The sequence below is a fragment of the Teredinibacter franksiae genome (genome assembly GCF_014218805.1).
GTDB lineage: Bacteria > Pseudomonadota > Gammaproteobacteria > Pseudomonadales > Cellvibrionaceae > Teredinibacter > Teredinibacter franksiae.
On record NZ_JACJUV010000001.1, the window covers coordinates 3,702,812 to 3,719,391 of the forward strand.

The 16,580-nt window shown below is 48.8% G+C and carries 11 protein-coding genes; 4 read left to right on the forward strand and 7 right to left on the reverse strand.

What is annotated here, in order from left to right:
- Window positions 1–501 precede the first annotated feature (501 nt).
- From H5336_RS15675 to H5336_RS15700, 6 genes are all read right to left on the reverse strand, one after another.
- Window positions 502–909 (reverse strand): DUF805 domain-containing protein, encoded by a 408-nt coding sequence (locus H5336_RS15675; RefSeq protein WP_185235190.1) that lies wholly within the window; start codon window positions 907–909, stop codon window positions 502–504.
- 42 nt (window positions 910–951) lie between these two features.
- Window positions 952–1,452, reverse strand: coding sequence for a GNAT family N-acetyltransferase (locus H5336_RS15680; RefSeq protein WP_185235191.1), 501 nt, complete (start codon window positions 1,450–1,452; stop codon window positions 952–954).
- Entirely contained in the window at window positions 1,442–1,807 is a 366-nt protein-coding gene (locus H5336_RS15685; protein WP_185235192.1) for a hypothetical protein, read from the reverse strand. The genes H5336_RS15680 and H5336_RS15685 overlap by 11 nt, the downstream gene beginning before the upstream one ends.
- Window positions 1,808–2,273: 466 nt before the next feature.
- Window positions 2,274–5,624, reverse strand: a complete 3,351-nt coding sequence (locus tag H5336_RS15690; protein WP_246439109.1) for a TonB-dependent receptor — start codon at window positions 5,622–5,624, stop codon at window positions 2,274–2,276.
- 385 nt (window positions 5,625–6,009) lie between these two features.
- The gene (locus H5336_RS15695; RefSeq protein ID WP_185235193.1) at window positions 6,010–6,519 is read right to left on the reverse strand and encodes a hypothetical protein; all 510 of its coding nucleotides are present in this window, start codon (window positions 6,517–6,519) and stop codon (window positions 6,010–6,012) included.
- Between the two features lie 116 nt (window positions 6,520–6,635).
- Window positions 6,636–7,358 (reverse strand): BNR repeat-containing protein, encoded by a 723-nt coding sequence (locus H5336_RS15700; RefSeq protein ID WP_185235194.1) that lies wholly within the window; start codon window positions 7,356–7,358, stop codon window positions 6,636–6,638.
- Window positions 7,359–7,384: 26 nt separating this feature from the next.
- Here H5336_RS15700 and H5336_RS15705 point away from each other — a divergent pair, with 26 nt between their 5' ends.
- The 4 genes from H5336_RS15705 (at window position 7,385) to H5336_RS15720 (ending at window position 14,160) form a co-directional block, all read left to right on the forward strand.
- A complete protein-coding gene (locus tag H5336_RS15705; RefSeq protein WP_185235195.1) occupies window positions 7,385–8,563 on the forward strand; it encodes a DUF4380 domain-containing protein in 1,179 nt (392 codons plus the stop codon).
- Between the two features lie 706 nt (window positions 8,564–9,269).
- Complete coding sequence (locus H5336_RS15710) at window positions 9,270–10,001, forward strand: PEP-CTERM sorting domain-containing protein (RefSeq protein ID WP_185235196.1); 732 nt, start codon at window positions 9,270–9,272, stop codon at window positions 9,999–10,001.
- Window positions 10,002–10,165: 164 nt separating this feature from the next.
- Window positions 10,166–11,575, forward strand: coding sequence for a two-component system sensor histidine kinase NtrB (locus H5336_RS15715; protein WP_185235197.1), 1,410 nt, complete (start codon window positions 10,166–10,168; stop codon window positions 11,573–11,575).
- 179 nt (window positions 11,576–11,754) lie between these two features.
- On the forward strand, window positions 11,755–14,160 hold the full coding sequence (locus tag H5336_RS15720) for a TonB-dependent receptor (RefSeq protein ID WP_185235198.1): 2,406 nt from the start codon (window positions 11,755–11,757) through the stop codon (window positions 14,158–14,160).
- 117 nt (window positions 14,161–14,277) lie between these two features.
- On the opposite strand, the gene fusA is transcribed toward H5336_RS15720, so the two are convergent.
- Window positions 14,278–16,311 carry an elongation factor G gene (fusA, locus tag H5336_RS15725; RefSeq protein WP_185235199.1) on the reverse strand — a complete coding sequence of 678 codons (2,034 nt, stop codon included), beginning with the start codon at window positions 16,309–16,311 and terminating at the stop codon, window positions 14,278–14,280.
- Window positions 16,312–16,580: the final 269 nt, after the last annotated feature.

Sequence of the window (16,580 nt, forward strand, 5' to 3'; positions counted from 1 at the left end):
CTACGCGGCTTTGCGTAGGCATTCACATGCGGCGTTAAATTTTTGGCTAGGTCACCAACATACGTGTAAACATTGCTTTGCGAATGAACCATGAGCAGTGCTAGAGCCTAAAACTACTTTATAGGGGTGTCGTTTAGTTGGGGGCGGCTATTCTCATTCGTACCCATTGGGTATGCCTGAGTGTGCTGGCTTTCGGTTTCTTTTTCAACCAAGTGGGAATAATCTTAGTTGAGAATGTCCTTCACCTGGTCTATGGGCTTCCGTTACTTTCACTTTCACACCTCCAATGACATAGGAGTATAGCCATTGCATATGAATAGTGTGCTTGTTAGTAAAAAAAACCGAAAAGCCTGTATGCTCTTAATGTGCCTGGGTGATTTAAGCTTCGAGGAGGAGTGAGCTGTTAGTGTTGCTGAAAGGTGTAGATGAGGGCATCGTAAAATACGGTATTTGTGCAACCTGTGTAACGGTGCTTTGACCGTTACACAGGTTGATTAGAGGTTACGCGCAGGGAGGACCGAAGCGGTTTACGCCTTCAGTGCCTCGCAGGAACCCGTTCTCTACCAGTGCCCAAATTGCACCAATAACGGGGATAAAACTGATGAAAACCCACCATCCGGATTTATCGCGGTCGTGCCAACGTTTTATTTGAACGGCCAAACCAATCCAGATCATTGGAACATAGAGAACAAGTATGCCAATAGTAGCCGCTTGCTCGCTTAATGCTGCACCCAGAACGATAGCGATAATAAAAACCACTGCATAAATAGCGAGCAAACTGAACCAATAATGTTTGCGTAGAATTCTTCCTTTGAATGAAAACAGAATTTCAGAAATACTAGGGGTTGCGAATTCTTCGTTTCCGCTTTCCAAGTTAGATTCTGGACTTTGATAGATGTCGTCGCTCATAAATTTTCCCTCCAAAGGGTAGTTGTGTAGTTTCTATAACGGTTACCAAGGGTTACTGGTTAAATTTAGCTCCGAGCCAAAAATAGTGTCACCTCGAAACATAAATGAGAAATCGGTCGTTACAAGTTGATTCATCTGCAAAATTTTGACTAGGCCTGTATATTTTTGATATCCATGCTTTTTATAATAGCACTCAAGTCTAGCTGGACAGAATAAGGTGTACAGCCGCAGGCAGTCGCTACTGGGGGTGTTTTTGTGTAATTGCTCAAATAGGCGTTTGGGTACACCTTGGCCCTGATATTCCGGGCGTACAACAACTCCGCCAACGCCAATTATCGAAAAGCTGTATGAGCCTGATTGCACAACAAAATGTCCGTAGCCAATATGGCCGACTGGTTTTTGGTCGTTGTCTCGCGCAATTACGTGATGTGTTGAGGGGCTCCATTGTATTTCTTTGCCTTCAATAGGGAATACTGTTTCACGCCACTGGGTAAGGTATTCCCACTCTTTTGGTGAAATGTATTCGAGCGTTTCAAGCTTCATTTACGGCTTCGGATTTGATTAATTTTACGTCATCAACAATCATAAACCATTGCCCGCCTTTTTGGGTGGGTGGTTGTGAAACAATAAATTCAGTTGTTAAGCCCATGAAACCCACAATAAACCCTGTTTCGGTAAATTCTTGGATGGGCGCATTAACGCTAACGGTTTTATTGAAATTGTCGCTCTTTACCCGTTGGTAATCGACTCGACCATCGAGGGTAATGAGAAGGCTCATATTGTTGGCTTGCCAGAGGCCCGCGAAGTGTTTTTTGTTGTCGGGAATGGGCTTGCTACAGGCGGCAAGGGAGAGCAGCAATACGATACAAAAGCAAGATACCCTTATTTTAGATTCCACTTTCCATAACTCCCTTTTGTTTTTTCTGACATATTGCGGGATCTTTTCCGAATGTTCAAATGCTAAAATAGCAAAACTTTGATTTGGATGTGTGGTTGTATTCGAGTTTGAATCGGAGGGTTGCGGGACATAGAGGGGAGGGTAAGGTAGGTGATTAGTCGGTACTTATAGATAGGAGCTTCTTGCGAAGAAGCTTTAGGGAGAGTGTTTGCACGTTTTGACCTGATACCAGAAGCTAGTATCCGTTTAAAGAAGATCGCCAACAAACGCTGCTTTCGCGGATGTATGTGCTTCTCAGGGTAAGAGTGTTGGTATTGGGTTGTAGGGTTTGTGCTTGGATATTACGTATGAGATGAATCTAACTAACGCTGCTCTCGCACATCCATGTGCTTCGCAGCGTAAGCACATCCTTGTGCAAAAAAACCCCGCTGAGCGGGGCTGAGGGTTATGGTTAGTTGGTGCTTCCTTAGAATTTACCTTTCACTACGAAAGCCACACGCCGATCGGCAACGAACCAAGAGCGCCCGGTTTCCAGTCCTTCATTGTTGAGTAGCATAATGGTCTCAGATTGAGAGTTGGTCAGGTTTGTACCTTGAACGCCCAGTTCGATATTGTCGGTCACATCGAAAAATACGGAGCCGTCGAGCTGGCCGTGATTGTCGTAAAATAGTGGTGCTTTGCTGATTACATCGCGGGTAGTTAGGAGGTATTTCGAACGCCAGTGGTAAGCCAAGCGGGCATTCCAGCGGTCTTTGTCGTAGAAACCAACTAGGTTTACAGTCTCTTTCGATTGGCCTTGTAGTGGAACACTGTCGAGTGATACGCGAATGCCAGTGTCGTTGGCATCGGCGCCAACCCAGCCAGCCTGATCGTAAGATTCTTCGTTGTTGGGTACACCGCTGGCATCGATGTAAGTGTAAGTTGCCTGTATACCAAAGCCGTCAAATACGCCTTCAAAAGCCTGTTGGTAGGCGAGTTCGAAGCCGTCCATTTTGGCGTTGCCGCCATTAACCGTGCCGTACATATCTACCTGTTGCGTTACGCCGGATGAGTTGTTCGTTACTGGTTGAAAATTACCTCCTTTAATGAAGTAATTACTCAGATTTTTGTGGAAAATTGTGCCGCTAAGTTGGCCTACATCGGAGAAATACCATTCCAGTGCCAAGTCATATTGCACAGAACCCATTGGCTCCATGTAGGGGTTGTCACCGCTACCGTTCCAGCTGCTTACATAGGCGGTTTCAATCAATTGCTCTTCAGCGGTCGGGTTTTCTTCATCCACCGGCGTCGGGCGAATCGTTTGCACCGATTCAGAGCCGAATACAACGCGGTTTTGTACATCGCCAATATCCGGTAAGGCAACCGCCTCCGCTAAGGCGAAGCGGGCTATTAGGTCGTCGGTGAGTTCTAGTTTGAAGTTAAAGCTAGGTAAGAACATTTTAAAATCTGCCTTCGCCGATTGGGCTTCGGCTGAATAGTCACCAAAACCTTGCTCGGCATTACTCAGGTAGTTAATGTCTTCCGAAGCCCAGGGATTACCCGCCAGCCAAACTTCCATCTCGGCGCCGGTTGGGGGCTGGCCAAGTTCTGCCGTGGCATATTCGATAACACTTTGGGCCGTGATCGATGAGCCAAGCTCGGCCGGGGGGGCATCCACGGCCACCAGATCTGGAAAGCGAATGAAGCCATTAGATTCGCGGCTTAGTTCGACATAACGCAGGCCAATATTACCGGAGTAACGCAGCTCACCGTCGCCGCCAAAATCGAGGCGAATATAGAGGGCCTTATTGGTTTCAGTCGTTTCGAAGATTTGACTTTCGTCGAATACGTCGTAGACATCGTTACTGGAATAGCCTTCCCAGGAACCGCCTGCGGATGTGATGAGGTCGCGGGTATTATTTGGCGCCAGTACTGCTCGCACAAAGTCTTCGGTGGCGTGAATGGTTTTGCCTTCGGGGATATTAACAACACCGCCGCCGTGAAAGTCGGACCAATCTACGTATTCCCAATCACCCGATTGTGCGGCGTAGTCTTCATCCATTAACCAACCCGCTCGCGCGCTTGACCATTCCGGTGCAACAGAGCTCCAGTCCCAGCCGGTATCGCGAATAAGTTGTTCGCGTTTGGCGTAGCGTATGCCTGCTTTTACTGATTTAAAGAAGTTGTCGCCTTCAAATTGATAGGTGCCGTCTATGGTTGCGGCTGTGGACTCACCTTCTGATCGCTCGTATTTGTCCATGGCGGAACGCCAGAAGTAGGAGTTAGGGTCGTTATAGTAATTGGTGTCCCCTGCGGGGTCGTTGCTGAAGCCTGGATATATGGCTTCGAAATAGGGGTTGCCATCACCGTCGACAGGTACATCACCCGGATAGGTGGTGAATAGGTCGGGGTTTGCATCTCTATATCCATGCCAGGGTTCTATCAGTGTCAGCGTTGGTGTTTTACCTGAAGTATCGTAGTTCTGAGAGGCGAAAGAGCCTAGGTGGATAACCAAATCATCAACGGAGGTTTCAGCATCGATATATTGTAGGTCGGCCTCCAGCTCAAGATTGTCACTGGCATGCCATTTTATATTCAGTGACATGTCTTCAATCAGGTTACGCGTGTCTTGAACTCGGCTGTCGGTCTGGAATTTGTGTCCAAACTGAGGGCGGGAGTTGGTGCCCCAAGTACGGGAGGCGTGGTCCACGTTTCCGCCGGATACACGCCAGCCGTTGTGGGTTGGGCCGCCCCAAACCAAGGTGCCTGATTCAAATAGGCCGTTTTCGTCAAAGGCTAGTATGTCGGTTTCAGGATTGCCGGTATCGAGGGCTGTAGATTCTCGGCGATCAATATCTTGAAATCCGCCTTGATATTTAAGTGCCTGTTCATGCCAGGAAAGCTGTGCTTCAGAGCGGATGTAATCCAGGGTAACTTCTACAGTATCATTAGGATTGGCCCATTGTAGAGAGGTGGCAAAGCCCTGGCGTTCACGATCATCGGTTTTCATTAAGGCGTTGGCCGCATTCGGAAGCCATACTGTGCCATTGTTATCGACGCCTTCAAAGCTTTCGGCTCCTGGAATGTTGCGTGCCCAGTACTCTACATAGGCATCACTTTGAATGCCGTGGGATTCGCCCACTAGGGTGGAATCAGCAATATTCAGTAACAAGCCAAACTCACCCAGATCCGTGTCCCAGCGATCGCTGAACAGCCCTGAAAAAGTGGGGCTCCATTCTTCGGCGAGGTCACCATAGGAGTAGTCAATAGTGAAGGCTGCTTGGCGATTATCACTGTCGAAGGGTTTGCGGGTGTGCAGGGTAATGGTGCCCCCTATACCGCCTTCAATCATATCCGCCGTCTGATTTTTAAAAACTTCCACTTTTCCCATAAGCTCGGGTGGCACATCTTGGAATGACAGGCCTCGGCCAGAATTGGCTGTAAAAGAGTCGCGACCATTAAACTCTGAACGGGTTTGAGTCATGCCTCGAATGATGGCGCCAGAACCTTCAACGCTGAAGTGGTCGGGGTCGTCTGGACCCGCAAATCGTTCTACGGCCACACCGGGCAGACGTTGAATGGCTTCGAGTACCGAGCGGTCGGGCAGGCTGCCAATATCCTCAGCCGAGATGGCGTCGACAAAAGTATCGGCTTCGCGTTTTATATCTTGGGCATTCTGCAGATTCACTCGGGTTCCACTGACGACTACCTCCTCGAGCATGTCTGCGTCGTCTTGGGCATTGGCCTGATAGGAGCCAAGGGCGGATGTGAGTACGATGAGTGAAGAGGCCAGTGCTATGCTTTTTCGGCTATGAATTTTGCGCATTTTATTATTCATGGAAACTCTCTTTTGTTATGGAATAGATCTAAGTACTGGAGCATTTATGAATGCGCCCTTAAGGCTACGGCCCCTCAAGGGTGGTTTGTGCGGCTCCAACTGCCAACATGAAGTGATGGTGATCTCCTAACTACAGGTAGCGAGCGTTTTTCCGGTTCTTCGGCCGGTTATTGGGTAGGTGACGAATTGGATTTTACGGCGTTCTAGTATACAAGTCTATATGATGATTTTTGCGCCGATTGGTTTGGGCTAGGTGAGGACGCCTGCTGAGACCCTGCGGGCAGGGGGTTGCTTTGAAGGGTGGTCCATTATGTCTGGAGTTTATGGGGCGCTATGGTTGTATTGGTTCTTACCTGAGGAGGCTCTGTCGGGGTGATGTGAGTGTTTACTCCGGCACCCACTCCAGTAGCTGGATAGCTGAGGGGGTAGAAGCTTTGGCTTGGGCGTCGTTGCCGTCTTGCTGGTTAACTTTCTGCAGCAACATATTTGCGCGTTTGTGTTTATTCCATTGTTGCGGGTCGATGCTAGGTTCCCATGCGCCTAGGTTTTCGCTCGTAAGAAAGCGGTGCCGCCACAGCGGGTTGTGCCAGTTGTCTATTGTTGAAGCAATAACTCGGCCGCTGTGGAAGTCATCGCGGTATATCAGGTGGATAGGCTTGTGTTCGGTGTCGGGGCTTGTTTCTACCAACAATGCTGCGCGCGACCACGGTGGGCGCTTGGTGCCTATACCGCTCAGGGTAAAGTTTTCCGGGGCAGGGGCAGTTGAGACTTCTTGCCAATGCCCATCTTGCATGAATAAAACTCTATAGCGCGGGCTGGCATTGGGGGTGTCGGCCCAATAGCTGGCAATGAACGGGTTGCTGTGTTCGTCGGCCGCGACCACCGGTGGGTTCATTAGCTTGTGATTTGAGGGATATGTTTTACGACATGAGCATTGCTCAATGTGATCGGAAGTTGATAGTGGTTGCCGATGTCGGTGAGCCAGGTTTTACCCCCGTCGTTTGAGCGTGCTTAGGCGATATCGTGATTACTGGCCACATCTGGGTTTTCTCTCCAAATCCACGCTAGATGAACAACGCCCCTGGCGTCTATGGCCATATCCCAATATGCGCTCCGCTGGCCTTCCCCATCAATTAGCGCGCTGTGTAGTCGCTGCCATGTTTGCGTGGCAACATTGTATTGGTTCATTACCAGCGTACCGCGTCCTGAGCCACCGTCCCGGTATTGGAATAAAAGATCGCCCGATGGCAGCTGGTAAAATTGCGGGTAAGTTACACTTTGGTCAAGCGTTTGGGCCATGGGCTGGCGTTTCAATTCAAGCCCGCCGGGCTCAATGCTACGAGCATAGTTGAGAGGGTTGTTGTGGTGGTCCCAGGCAATATGCAGAAAACTATCACCATCAACCATAAGGCTAATATGGTTGTGGGCGTCTACTACATTGCCGGAATACGGGGTAATGTATTTTTGCCAGTTTGTTGAATCGGATTGACGTTTGGCAACGACCAATTGTGCCTGCGCATTGTAATAGGCCGCGTATTGAACATTCCCGTGGGTGTAGAGTGTTTGTCTTGCGCCCGCCAACACGTTAACAGAGCTTCCTGCCCAGGCATTTTTGTCTATGGTGATAACGCGAGCGCCTGCGGTAACTTTCTGGGCCGCTTTCTCTGGATGTGTGCAGCCAAAGAAACACGGCACTATAAGGGATAAAAATATGAATTCGATTATTCGCTGCATTAATAGTGTTTGGCAGGATTAGGCGCGTGTTTGATTATGATTCAAGACAGTTGCAATGTCTTGCTGTATCTTTGTTGGACAATTGTTTTGGTGGTCTAGAATTCTTTGTCGGGTTGTATTTACACATGAAAAATTATGGCTTATTAACGATTATGCTGCTTATTGTGGGGTGTGATAACACCGCGCAGCCAGACGCTTTATCATCACACCATAGCGAAATCGCAGCTAAGAATGTAGAGCTGTTGATATTGGAAAATTCACATGTGAGCTTGGCCGTATCACCACAAATGGGTGGGCGGGTGTTGGAGCTTTCTCTTAATGGCAAACCTAATATATTGTCCGTTGGTGATGCTGTGGCGTTAAAGCCAGAACCCGAGGTAACCGCTAGCGCCGACAATATCGCCTACCTTGGACATACTGTTTGGTTGGGCCCGCAGTCGGAATGGTGGAAGCATCAGCAGGTAAACTCTGCTCGTCGCGATGCCGCTGCAGCCTGGCCACCGGACCCTTGGTTGGTGCAGTCAAAAAATACAGTCGTGGGTCACAGTGAGCGGTTAGTTGAGTTTGCAGGGGTGCCTAGTCCGGTTTCTGGCGTGCAACTGAATAAACGTTTTTCACTTGACCCTATACACCCATCACGGGTAAAGGTTGCCGCGGAAGCTATTAATATTCATGAAACAGAAAATGTAAGCTGGGATATTTGGTTTAACACTCGTGTGAATGCGGGAACAAAGGTGTATGTGCCGGTAGACGAGGAAAGTTCGTTGCGGAAACAAACACCCTTTTCCGATTCTGCTAGCCCGCTAACCTATGCGATAAAAGATAACCTGTTTACTTTGCTAACGCCTCCGCCAGATGCAGGGAAAAATGAACGCAGTGGAAAGTTTTTTATTCAGCCCTCGCAGGGCTGGCTGGCGGCCTTTAATGATGACCAGTTGCTTATTATTCAGTTTCCTTTGTTAGATAAAAGCCTCATCCATCCGGAACAAGGCCACATTGAACTTTATATGCAGTATACCGGGGACAAGTCAGAGCAGGGTTTATTGGAGCTTGAAGTGCATGCGGCGTATAAAACTCTTCAGCCTGGTAAGCGTATGGCGGCCGAGGAAACGTGGATATTGTTGCCTTATTTAGGTGGAAATGACGAGGCGAGTCGGCTGTCATTTTTACAGCGGGAAATAATTCGTCTGGGTGCCCTGTATTAGAATGTTGAGCTTACCTGTTACCTCAATAATAAAGCTGACCTGTGTTTTAGGCAGAGCCTGGGGCCTTTGCTGCCGGGCCGTGTAATAAAACTGATTGCCCGTGTCCACTGGCAATGGCCTCACCATCACCGCTTTGTGTTCGCGTAAGTTTCCTCGCAATCTTGGTCTGTGCATTGGCAAGCGAGGTGTTCCTGGTTTGTACTGATGGTAAAGACTGGCCGTGAACACCTGTGGAAACAGTGAAAGCTGCGCAGCCGTTTGCCAAGCGTTTCATTTTCATCGTTTAACCCCTAGGGATTAAATTGGGCTGCTCCTGCGCATGGCTTGTCAACCCGCCAGAACGAACGGGCGCCGGTATACCCAGCAGTCTAGGAAAGCTAGCTTCCCCATGTGTCAGTGCTATCGATTATGGGTTGAGGCCCCGGTACTTCTTGCTGCTCGTGAGTTGACCGCCAGGAATAGGCCGCCTTCGCACAGCTAGTCACGTCGTATAAATACGCTTTCTGGCTGAAGTTGGCGTCATATCTTGCATCGATACTTGCGGGGAATCGCGCCGTATGCTCATGTCGGTAAAACTTACATATAATGCGTTTAGGTATTTCAAGTTATTGATATCTAAGGTAAAAATATTTGGCATAAATAGTGTATGTAACAGTGCGGCTTGGCACGGTAGCCAACGGATTGATGGAGAATTTAGGTGATGACAATGAAGAAGCTCTTAACGGCGTTTGTAGGCATGATTTTGGTCGCTCAGGTAAGTGCCGCCCCTCTGGATTTTTGGGGTACGGAAGGCTGGGTGCAGGTTGATGATGATGAAGGTGTTGCCCGTAACGGGTTTGTCGACCCAGGTTGGGGAGGTCAGGATTTTGATGCCGAGTATCTCTACTACCGAGTAGAAGGCAGCACCCTGCATTTGGGTATTCAGGCTGGTTACGATCTGGTAGATGGGCATGTAAGCGCTTCGGGTCGCGATTATTATGCCGGTGACCTGGCACTTAGTTTTGGTGGTGATTTTGATTACGCGCTGGATTTTGGTCTGTTGACCAAAGACTACGATCTAGATCTTGTGGATGCTGGTAGCGGCACGGGTGTTGATGCTGCGGGTCTATATTCTGGCGTAACCTGGAATAACGATATCTACTTTGACGAGTCGGCTCCTTTTGCGATGACGGAGGGCTCTCTGGTGGGTGGTGCTTTGATTGGTACAAGTGCTGACTATGTTGCTTCTGCCGACAGTTACTTCCGTACGGCGTCTATTGACCTCAATGTATTGGGGCTAACTGAAGGCTTCGATCTGGGTATGCACTGGACAATGTCCTGTGGTAATGACGTTGTTGAGGGTGTCACCAGCGTTTCGGTTCCAGAGCCAAAGACTCTGATGCTATTCGCCATTGGCTTTGCAGGGTTGATGATGCGACGTAAATTCGCCGACGCTTAATAGCGAACGGCGACGAAAAACCGGGTGTTTTCTGAACACCCGGTTTTTTTGTGGCCAATTTTGACCATTTAAGCTATCTAATGAGCGACAGTTTTTTTCAGATGGCTGTGAATTCAGCTACAATACCGTCCTGACCCATTCCCACCTGTTGCAAGAAACATCATATGACGAAAGTTTGTGCCCTTTTGGCGGGGTTATTACTTGCCAATACCTGCTGTGCCTCAATCGCTGATTACTTTAAAGACGATGATGGCCACACGAAATGGCAGCATGTCGCCAATTTTTCTGGCGCCATCTTAATCACGCTACTCAGCATCACCCTGATATTCCTATTCTTTAGTTACCGTGCTAGCCGCAAGGCGAACAATGCCCTGAGTGAGATACGTAAAGATTTGGAAATTCGCGTTCAAGAGCGTACCGCAAACTTGGCGCAATCTAACCAAGCGCTGGAATCTGAAATCAGCGAGCACCGCGCTACCATGTCGCGCCTGCAGGATTCCCAAGGCTATATCAAGAGCATTGTCGATTCGATGCCGCTGATGCTGATTGGTTTGAATCAGGATATGCAGATCACGCAATGGAACAGTTCATCTGAAAAGGTGACGGGCGCCAAGCGCGAACAAGTCTTAGGTAAAAATTTGTGGGAAGCCTACCCTACTATTACGCTATCGCGTGACCAAGTGCAGGAGGTGATCAAAACCAAAAAGACTACCACTCTTAAGCACAGCCAGCGTGGGCAGTACTATTTTGATATTACGCTTTACGCTCTGCACAGCAGTGCAGACGTGGGCATCGTTATTTTACTGGAAGACGTTACCAGTCGAGTGAAATCCGAGAACAGGCTAATCGAGTTGGATAAAATGGCGTCTATGGGCGAGCTAGCCGCCACCATGGCCATTGACGTGGGTAGGCCACTCAAAAACATTATGGATAACCTGCAGTGTTTGCAATCTTCCTGTGCGGGTGACAAAGCTGATGCAAACCTCACGCGATGTCTGGATGCGGCCTTGGAAGATGGGCAGCAAGCCAATGCTATTGTGCATAATTTGGTGGATTTCTCCTTAAATCAGGGGGGGCAGTTACAGTTGTCCTCCATTCCTGAGATTCTGGATCACACCATAGAGTTGGCGGGTGAAATCATGTCTAGCTCATCCGGGCTAAAGTTCAAGGATATCGAGCTGCAAATAAATTATCAGGACGATATCAGTCGGGTTCCCTGTCAACTAGCTGAATTACAGCAGGTGTTCCTCGGTATTTTCCGCCATGCTTGCCACGCACTGAGCCAGTGTGAGCGCGATCATTTTTCGCCGCTGATATCTATCGATGTTAATGAGTTTTACGATGCTATCTGGATTAAGGTTAATCACAATGGCAAGGGGCTCTCGCCCGAAGAACAACAGAATATTTTCGAGCCGTACTTCGTTGATGAAGCGGGACAGCAAGTAGCAGGCGTGAGCTCCCAGCGCTTATCGTTTGCACATTTTGTGGTAACAGAGCACCATCATGGTCATATGGCGGTTACTTCAGATGTGGATGTTGGCACTACCTTTCACGTGCAAATGCAAATTCGCTAAGTGCAAATGACGGCAGAAGGGTTAACTTCCAAAGCTCTTCTGCCCTTCCCTCATGTAAGTGTTCACTTCTTGTGGGCCTCAATTTCGACCGTTTACTCCTCCGATAAGATTCCCGGCAATCCAAATCACGTTTCATCCGTATAACCTACGGGAAATAAACTTAAACTGAGAGATTCTTAATGAAAGTGGATGACATTTTAAAGCGACACTGGTTAACAGGAGCTGTGATTGTTTTACTCAGCATGTTGGCAGCCCCGGTATTGGCTGGTGGCAATATCCGTGTTGTGGTAACCGATGTCGATAGCCATCGCCCTATCACTGAGAGTGACGTTACGATTATTTCCCGCGATGGACAGCAGCGCACTTTTAAGGCCGATGAGGATGGCGAGCTACTGGTACAAGAGCTGGAAGCAGGGCTCTACGAAGTGCGTATTTCCCACCCAGATTACTTCGTTGACAGGCAACCCAGTGTGCGAGTGGTTAACGCCAAAACAACACCGCTGAATATCGCCTTAAATGATGCGCGGGGAAACCTCGAAGAAATGCTGGTGCAAGCGTCGAAAACGCGCGTGGATGTATTGAGCGCGGTGAGTAGCACTAGTGTTGACCGCGAAGCCTTGCGCAGTGCCGCTGGTGGTGGTGGTGATGTACTGCGCTCTCTCGATGGCTTGCCGGGCTTGTTCTCTGGTGGTGAGTTTTCCAGTTACACCGTGCGTGGCAATGGGCCACGCAATAACCTCATACTGGTTGATGGTATTCCATTCGCCGATGTTGTGCATTTTAGCGATGCTTTTGGCGAGCAAGAGGATTTAGAAGGCGGCGGTCGTTATTCGGTATTTGCACCTAATGTCATTGCCGAAGCAAAATTCCAGCCCGGAGGTTGGGGGCCAGGTTATGGTGGTCAAGCGGGGTCTCTGCTTCAGTTGGATGTGGCAGAGGCTAACAACGAGACACCATCGTCTACTGTTCGTTTTGATGTTGCAGGGCTGGAGGTAGGTTACGACGGCCCTAGTTATATACACGACAAAACATCTGTGCTGTTTTCTGCCCGCAGTCTGGATTTCACTCAACTATTTGAAACTATAGGCTTGGACGATTTAGGTGAACCGAGACTGACAGATATTATTGTCAAAACGACAACGCAGCTCACCAACGACAAGTTTAATTTTTTGCTGCTCGACTCCTCGGAAGATTATTTACGCACAGTCAAACATGTTATTGCGTCGGATGAAGACGAAATTGGCGATTATGCCAATGCCGGTTTGGCGCAAACTGAACGCAGTAACCGTTTGTGGGCTTTCACTTGGGAACATTTGACCGCTAATGATGGCGAGGTAGGGCAGCGCTTGTATCATCGTTCATTTGATGAAGAAGCGGCATCGGGAGAGGCTTACCCAGATTTGGTTCCACAGGGTTCCCCTGAAAATGAAGTGCCGGTTCGTCCAGAGCTATTGTTATCGACGCACAGCGAAACTGAAATGGGCTACCGTCTCGATTATCGGGTACCCAACATGCTGGGTTATTTTTCTACTGGGCTGCGCATTGCCAATATTGAACGTGATATGGGCCTAGAGTTAACCGACAACTGGATTCGGTACACCTATAATTATTACGATTCTCGTCCCTCTGCAGATGCACGCTACATAGAACTTACGCCCGAGACAACTAATAACCAGTTCCGTGAATCGGCGACTAATTACACGCTTTATGTCGATCAACAGTTAGAGACCGGTGATTGGGAGTGGCGTGCGGGATTGCGTTACGACCAAGACAACTTTGCCAACGAAACGATTTTCTCTCCGCGGCTAGGTGCCACCTGGTTGGCGAGCCAGAACGTACGTATAACCGCAACGGCCGGGCGATATCATCAGGAGCCCGATGCAACCGAGCGGGCTAGCGATGCCAGCAATGCAGACCTCAAAAATGAATTGGTTGACCAGCTTAGTGTTGGTTTTGCTTATTCGCTTTCAGACAGTCTTGAGCTGTTCGTAGAGCCCTATTACCAGAGCTTAACCGAATTAATTGTTGAGCAGGACGGTACACGTCGAACCTTGGCGAATACCGGTGAAGGGCGCTCCTATGGTTTGGATACCGCGCTTACGCGGGTGTTCGACAATGGCTGGTCGGCTGACGTGACCTATTCCTATAATGATTCCACGGTAAAAGATTCAGCCGATGGTGATTATTACGATGCGGATTTTGGCCGCCCCCATAGCATGAGTGTTGGCGGTATCTGGGAAGCCAATGCACGCTGGAAAATTTCCAGCCGTTGGAAGTACGCCTCTGGCCGCCCCAGCGATAGCTATGTAGTACATGAGAACGTGTTGGGCGATGATCAGCCGCTGCGTTATTCACGAGAAACAGTGGCCTTTAATACTGACCGTTACGACAGCTACAACTCACTGAACGTGCGAGTGGATTACCGGAGAGCGTTTGGGCGCACGAATGTTATTGCGTTTGTGGATGTGATTAATTTACTGGGTTCCAGTAACCCGTCCAATACCGGTTTCAATGAGCGCAGCGGTGAAGATATTGCCGAAGAAGGCTCCGCTGTGCCCGTGATCGGATTTAGGCTGGAATGGTAATCGTACAGCCTTTCTTTTGATTTCGACGTTCTGTAGATTATTTTTTTTGGTTGACAGAACCCGAAGTGAAACAAGCTGAGGCGCAGCGATACGCCTCAGTTCGATCCGGTTAATGATCTAGGTCGCAAACTCTGCAACTTGATAGTTTTTAGTTAAGGATTGTTGTGTTGTGGCAGGAACGGGGTCGTAATGACTAAATTCAAGGGTGAATGAACCCAAGCCTCCCGTCATCGATTTTATTCTCGATTGATAATCAAAAAGTTCAGACAAGGGTAGTTTTGCGCTGATTTGAACTTTTTGTTTCTGCGTTGGCGTGGCGTCGGTCACCATCCCCCGATGGGCGGAAATATCGCCGGTAATATCACCCATATTATCGGAGGGGGCAATGATAGTGACATTGACAATCGGCTCAAGTACCAGCGGTGCCGCCTTCGATACCGCATCCAGAAACGCCTTTCTTCCTGCGGCAACAAATGCTATTTCTTTGGAGTCCACGGCATGATGTTTGCCGTCAACAAGTGTTACTCGCACATCCTGTAACTGAAAACCCGCGACCGCTCCTTCTTCTAATATATTTCGAATACCCTTTTCGACGGCGGGAATATATTGCCCGGGCACTACGCCGCCGACAATGTTGTTGACGAACTCAAAACCTTCACCCCGCGATAGCGGTTCAATTTTGAGGGATACCTCGCCAAACTGACCTGCACCTCCCGTTTGTTTTTTGTGACGGTAATGGCCCTCGGCGGGGCGAGCGATGGTTTCTCGATAGTCTATGGTGGGTGGTTGTGTATCGACGGTTATGTTGAAAACGGATTCCATTTTTTCCAGCGCGATACGCAGGTGGAAGGCGCCTACGCCCTGAATTATAGTTTCGTTAAGGTTTAGCCGGTGTTCAATTTTTAGGCTGGGGTCTTCAGCGGCAATTTTTTTCAGCGTTTCCGAAAGCTTTTGCTCGTCGCCTCGGCGGGTTGGGCGAATGGCCAGCCCATACATGGGCGCCGGGAATCTTAGCGATTTAAGTTGGATGTGATCTTGCTCGTGAGAATCGTGCAGCACAGAGTCGAAATCGATGTCATCCACTTTCGCAATAGCACAGATATCGCCTGGAACAGCGCCGTTAATCTCTTCTCGTTTGCCGCCCTGTAATTTGTACAGGTGGCTGGCTTTAAAGGCCTTTCGTCCGTCTCCTAAAAATAACTGGCTGTCTGGGGTAATGGTGCCTTGGTGTACACGCATTACCGCCAGCTTCCCCATAAAGGGATCGATGGATATTTTGAAGACGTGGGCGAGAATATGATCATCGGCTTTTTCCGACAGTTCCACCGGTGTATCACCGTTCAAAAATAGCGGAGGGTTGCCCTCGGTGGGGGTTGGCATTAGCTGCGTTAAAATACGCATCAGTTCTGCAATACCGGCGCCGGTTTTTGCCGATACAAAGCATATTGGGATTAAGTGCTGGCTGCGCAGTGCCTGCTCAAAGGGATCGTGCAATTGCTCTGGTTTTAGCGCTTGACCCTGCTCCAAATACAGGTTCATTAATACTTCATCTACCTCCACCACCTGATCTACAAGCGCATCGTGTGCCTGGGTAACCGTGCAAAATTCGGTGTCAGTTTTTTTCGGTTCGAAATAGCAGTCTACAACAGCTTCATGGCCGGGCACTGGCAAATTTAATGGTAGACACTCGCTGCCGTAGCGTTGCTGTATTTCTCGGACTAATCCAGAAAGATCTTCTTCGGCTGCATCAATTTTATTGATAATGATGAGCCGGCATTTTTCGCGTTTTTTGGCTACATCCAACATGCGTTCAGTGACCTGCTCGATACCGGCACTGGCATCAATAACGATAGCAACGCTCTCAACAGCGGGAAGGATGCTGATGCTGCGGCCGACAAAGTCTGGATATCCCGGAGTGTCCAATAGATTTACGTGTGTTTTATCGGTATCAAAACTGCAAATGGAGGTTTCTACCGAATGCTGTAATTGTTTAGATTGGTTGTCGTGATCGGTGACGGTGGTGCCACGCTGAATTTCGCCAAGTGTTGGTATGGCGCCGGCTTCGAATAGTAGTCTCTCTATAAGTAATGTTTTTCCGGCCCCTGAATGACCGGTAACCGCAATATTTCGAATGGACTCTGTGGTGTTCATAACTATTACCCTAATGTTGAATTATGTGGATTCTGGATGGGGTAAAACATTATTCCTGGCCAGGTGGACGGTCATGCGTTGCTGAAAGCACAAGTGCAGAGGGAGGGTAGATCTCATTTCGGTCATCGTGACCTCCGGAGAATGATTGGGTGTGTAGTGAAATAAATTTAGGTGCGTCTTGATCGCATACCTAAAGAAAAAGTTGGTTTTTAATATTAGCTATTCGCCATTATTCACCGCTGCAGACGGCTTAAAGTGACTTTCAGTTT

Coding starts and splice junctions, on each gene's coding strand:
- H5336_RS15710 (WP_185235196.1), top strand. CDS start 9,270: ATGAAGAAGCTCTTAACGGCGTTTGTAGGCATGATTTTGGTCGCTCAG.
- H5336_RS15690 (WP_246439109.1), bottom strand. CDS start 5,624: ATGAATAATAAAATGCGCAAAATTCATAGCCGAAAAAGCATAGCACTG.
- H5336_RS15715 (WP_185235197.1), top strand. CDS start 10,166: ATGACGAAAGTTTGTGCCCTTTTGGCGGGGTTATTACTTGCCAATACC.
- H5336_RS15695 (WP_185235193.1), bottom strand. CDS start 6,519: ATGAACCCACCGGTGGTCGCGGCCGACGAACACAGCAACCCGTTCATT.
- H5336_RS15720 (WP_185235198.1), top strand. CDS start 11,755: ATGAAAGTGGATGACATTTTAAAGCGACACTGGTTAACAGGAGCTGTG.
- H5336_RS15680 (WP_185235191.1), bottom strand. CDS start 1,452: ATGAAGCTTGAAACGCTCGAATACATTTCACCAAAAGAGTGGGAATAC.
- H5336_RS15675 (WP_185235190.1), bottom strand. CDS start 909: ATGAGCGACGACATCTATCAAAGTCCAGAATCTAACTTGGAAAGCGGA.
- H5336_RS15700 (WP_185235194.1), bottom strand. CDS start 7,358: ATGCAGCGAATAATCGAATTCATATTTTTATCCCTTATAGTGCCGTGT.
- fusA (WP_185235199.1), bottom strand. CDS start 16,311: ATGAACACCACAGAGTCCATTCGAAATATTGCGGTTACCGGTCATTCA.